This is a genomic window from Actinocrinis puniceicyclus (assembly GCF_018283645.1).
Taxonomy (GTDB): Bacteria; Actinomycetota; Actinomycetes; order Streptomycetales; family Catenulisporaceae; genus Actinocrinis; species Actinocrinis puniceicyclus.
On the sequence record NZ_JAGSXH010000324.1, the window covers coordinates 1 to 1,303 of the forward strand.

Below are 1,303 nucleotides of genomic sequence, written 5' to 3' on the forward strand. Positions count from 1 at the left end.
GAGCACTAACCCAGCGATAGCTGGTGGACGTGCCCGTCGTGGCGCGGCCGGGGATCAGACACCGTCTTCGGGGTGCACTCCGCGCGTGGGCCACGGCCTTCCGGGGCCAGCTGCGACCAGGGCTATTCGGCCTTGCCGCTGCGCAGCGGGGGCCACGAGTCGGTCGCGTTCTGGATCTGCGACCAGGGCAGCGGCTGCGGGCCGGCGGTTCCCTCCAGCCCGGCGATGTGCCGACCGTGGACCTGCGCGCGCATGTAGTAGTTGTTCATCTCGGTGTACTGCTTGTCGTTGACGGCCCAGAACTCCTCCAGCGCCACACGCGCCCGGTTCGCCAGGTCCAGGCTCCCGGTGTCGAGTTCGGCCTCCGCCTGGCGGTAGATCTTCCGCAGTTCCTCGCGGAATCTGGTCCACACCGCGACGTACTGCTCATCCGTGTCGATCGGCTCGGCCTTGCCAGTCAGGATCTGGGCCGCGTCCGTGCGCACGTAGCTGCCCTTGCCCTTGATGCTGTACGTGATCTCCTGGATCTGGAGTTCCCGCAGCGCGCGCTGCGCGGTCATGTTGGCGACCCCGTAGTGCTCCGAGAGCGCCTTGGCCGAGGGGATCTGCTCGTCCGCGGTGAACTCCCCGTTCGCGATCCGGTCGCGGATGTCGTCGACCACGCGCATGAACAGCGGGCGGGCGTCGTCGGAATGTGGCGTCATACTCCCAGGCTAGCCTGCCTCGCACGCTCACGCAGCACGTCACCCACATCACCCTTGATATACACGTGTATGCTGTCATCCATGATGATCCTACCGATCGACCCCAACCGTCCGCTGCTCCTGCTGTCCACCCCGTCGCCGCAGTTCAAGGACCGCGCGGCGGGCATCCCCGCCACCGACCGCGACACCGGCGCCCCGCTGATGGAGGCGAGCGTCGCCCTGCCCACCGAGAACGGAGCGCCGCAGGTGCTGCGCGTCTCGATCCCCGCGCCGGGCGTCCCGGACGGGCTCTCCATGGGCCAGATGGTCAAGGCCACCGGCCTCACGTTCCTGACCGGCGAGAAGAACGGCCGCACCTGGCAGATCTTCCGCGCCGCCGCCCTGACCCCCAGCAAGTAGCACCCGAACCAGAAAGACCTGCTCATGCACCACCACATACAGACCGCCCGACTCGAACACGACGCAATCGCCGCGCTCTTCGCGCTCGCCTGCCTCCGCATCGCCTATCTCCTCGCCCTGCGGCTGGTGCTCGGCCCGGAGCGCCACGCCGTGTGGCAGACCCGCCGCCGGATCAAGCGGACCTGGCCGCGCACCGCCCG

At 68.7% G+C, this 1,303-nt stretch carries 2 protein-coding genes; one reads left to right on the top strand and one right to left on the bottom strand.

Translation table 11 applies throughout. From position 1 onward, the window contains the following. Positions 1-122: 122 nt before the first annotated feature. Positions 123-704 (bottom strand): GntR family transcriptional regulator, encoded by a 582-nt coding sequence (locus tag KGA66_RS29070; protein WP_211472814.1) that lies wholly within the window; start codon positions 702-704, stop codon positions 123-125. An 81-nt stretch (positions 705-785) separates the two neighbouring features. Between KGA66_RS29070 and KGA66_RS29075 the strand changes: the two genes are divergently transcribed. Further along, the gene (locus KGA66_RS29075) at positions 786-1,103 is read left to right on the top strand and encodes a hypothetical protein (protein WP_211472816.1); all 318 of its coding nucleotides are present in this window, start codon (positions 786-788) and stop codon (positions 1,101-1,103) included. Positions 1,104-1,303: the final 200 nt, after the last annotated feature.